The 2,339-nt window shown below is 60.2% G+C and carries 1 protein-coding gene; it reads right to left on the bottom strand.

Features of this window, described 5'->3' with window-relative positions; all coding sequences use genetic code 11:
* Positions 1-766 precede the first annotated feature (766 nt).
* Positions 767-2,161 (bottom strand): malic enzyme-like NAD(P)-binding protein, encoded by a 1,395-nt coding sequence (locus tag NW857_RS12730; protein ID WP_414336179.1) that lies wholly within the window; start codon positions 2,159-2,161, stop codon positions 767-769.
* Between the last annotated feature and the right edge of the window lie 178 nt (positions 2,162-2,339).

Raw genomic sequence — 2,339 nt, 5'->3', positions numbered from 1 at the left:
GCGCTGTTGCTCGGCCAGCTGCGCTTCCAGATCTTGGACTTGCTTGCTGCTCTGCTGAAGCTGGGTTTGGAGCTCTGTCAGTTCCGCTTGCCGGTTCTGCAGCTTCTCGTCCCTCTCCTGGACTTGCCGGGACAAGTCTCCGACGAGACCCTGCCATCTTTGAATTTCTTCCTCCTTCCGCGCAGACTGGTCCTGTAGCCCTTCAATCTTTGCTTGGAGGCTTTGCACTCGCCGATCCCTGTCTCGGGCAGAAGACCAAGCAACCCTCGAGGCTACTGCGTTCCCGGCTCCAACCACCAGAGCCACTCTGAGGGCTCTGCCGAGGTCAGACTGAGGCAAAGCGGCAATGCTAGCAGCGGTGAGCGTGGTGACGATGTGGACGCAGAGCGGCTTACGTATATCCATTGGGAGTGCCGAGTGATTAGAAACCTGAAACTCAGGGTAATCGATGAAGTCAGTGACGTCTGCGCAAAATACTACACAAAGAAGGAAGAAAGCTTGAAGGATTGTTAAGTTACAAGGGATCCGAAAAAAGCAGACTTCAACGTTGCCGCATTTGCGGATCCAAAGCGTTCCCCAGGCCAAAGATTGATGCTCGGTATGTTGACATCCTCCCTGCACTGCCAGCTTGCTTCCGCACAGCGCTAGGACGGGTAATTGCTGTCCCGACGGGCTGACGCCTCAGAAGCCTGCGGTCGAGCGGATGCTGCCTTCCACCCGCTTTTGGCGAAGGGGAACCTAGGGCAATAGGCCGCCTGGGCACCCCTCAAGGGATCCCGGCCACTCCCGTTTGGCGGGCAGCCTGAACTACTGCGGCAGCCACCTCAGAGACCACCCGCCCGTCGAAGACCGAGGGGATGATCCACTGGGGATCCAAATCTTCAGGTGGGATCAAATTGGCGATGGCGTGGGCGGCCGCTAGGCACATCTCGGTGTTGATCTGCTTGGCGCGGCAATCCAGAGCGCCGCGAAACACGCCCGGAAAGGCCAGCACATTGTTGATCTGGTTGGGGTAGTCGCTGCGCCCGGTGGCCATCACCGCCACCCGATCGCTCACCAGCTCCGGCTGGATCTCCGGCACCGGGTTGGCCAGGGCAAAGACAATGGGATCCGGCACCATGCTCTCCACCATCTCTGCCGCCAGGGCATTGGCCACGCTCACCCCGATGAACACGTCCACTCCCACCAAAGCCTCTGCCAGGGATCCGCTCTGCTCGACTGCAACTGCCGCCTTTTCTGGGGTGAGGTCGGTGCGGGAGCGGCTGAGGATCCCTTGGCGGTCGCAGACCACAATATGGTTGGCCCCGGCCCGCCGCAACAGTTGCGTGACGGCAATGCCAGCTGCTCCCGCCCCATTGAGCACAATGCGCACCTGATCCAGGCTTTTTTTCACCACCTTCAAAGCATTCAGCAAGGCGGCCAGCACCACAATCGCCGTGCCATGCTGATCGTCGTGGAACACCGGTAGGTTGAGGCGGGCCTTGAGCCGGGATTCAATGGCAAAGCAGCGGGGGGCGCTGATATCCTCCAGGTTAAAGCCGCCAAAGCCGGGAGCCAGGCGCACCACCGTCTCCACGATTTCTTCCACCTCCTGGGTGGCCAGGCACAGAGGGAAGGCATCGATATCGGCAAAGCGCTTGAACAGGGCCGCCTTCCCCTCCATTACCGGCAGAGCGGCCTCCGGCCCGATGTTCCCCAAGCCCAGCACAGCGCTGCCGTCGGTAACAATGCCCACGCAATTGCCCTTGATGGTGTAGTCATAGACGGCGGCGGGGTTGGCGGCAATGTCCAGTGCCACCCTCCCCACCCCCGGTGTGTAGGCCATGGCCAGATCGGCGGCGCTCTCCAGGGGGCTTTTGGCCACCACCTGCAGCTTTCCTCCGCGGTGCAGCTCAAAGGTGCGATCCACCACCCGCTCTACTTTCACATTGGGCAAAGAGGCAACAGCGGCGCGAATTTGCTCGGCATGCTCGCTGCTGACAGCATCCACCGAGATCTCCCGCACCGTCTCTGCAGAGGATTGATAGACGAGGTCGATCTGGCTGAGGCTGCCTCCCACCTCGGCAATAGCCTGGGTGACGCGGGCCAGTGCTCCTGGCTGGTTGGGCAGGCGCAGGCGCAAAGCAATACTGTAGCTGGAGCTGGGGGTGAGTTTCGTCATAGCCTTCTATAGTAGACGAATAGTAAACGAAAAACTGCCTTCAGCAGGGCGAGCCCGTCCAAAGCTGAATCCTCTGGTCACTGTCAAATGGCAATCAAACTATGAACTACCCCACCGCGCAGGCGGGTGGGGTTTCCCCATCCGCTTTACGGCGAGATTTTTGTCTCTTCTTCTGCCC

The sequence above is a fragment of the Synechococcus sp. H55.9 genome, from assembly GCF_047462355.1.
In the GTDB taxonomy this organism is placed as follows: Bacteria; Cyanobacteriota; Cyanobacteriia; order Thermostichales; family Thermostichaceae; genus Thermostichus.
The sequence above is the reverse complement of the archived record's forward strand: the minus strand, read 5'-3'. Positions and strand labels throughout refer to the sequence as shown.

Excerpts from the sequence above, each read along its gene's own strand:
- NW857_RS12730 (WP_414336179.1), bottom strand. The coding sequence starts at position 2,161 with ATGACGAAACTCACCCCCAGCTCCAGCTACAGTATTGCTTTGCGCCTG.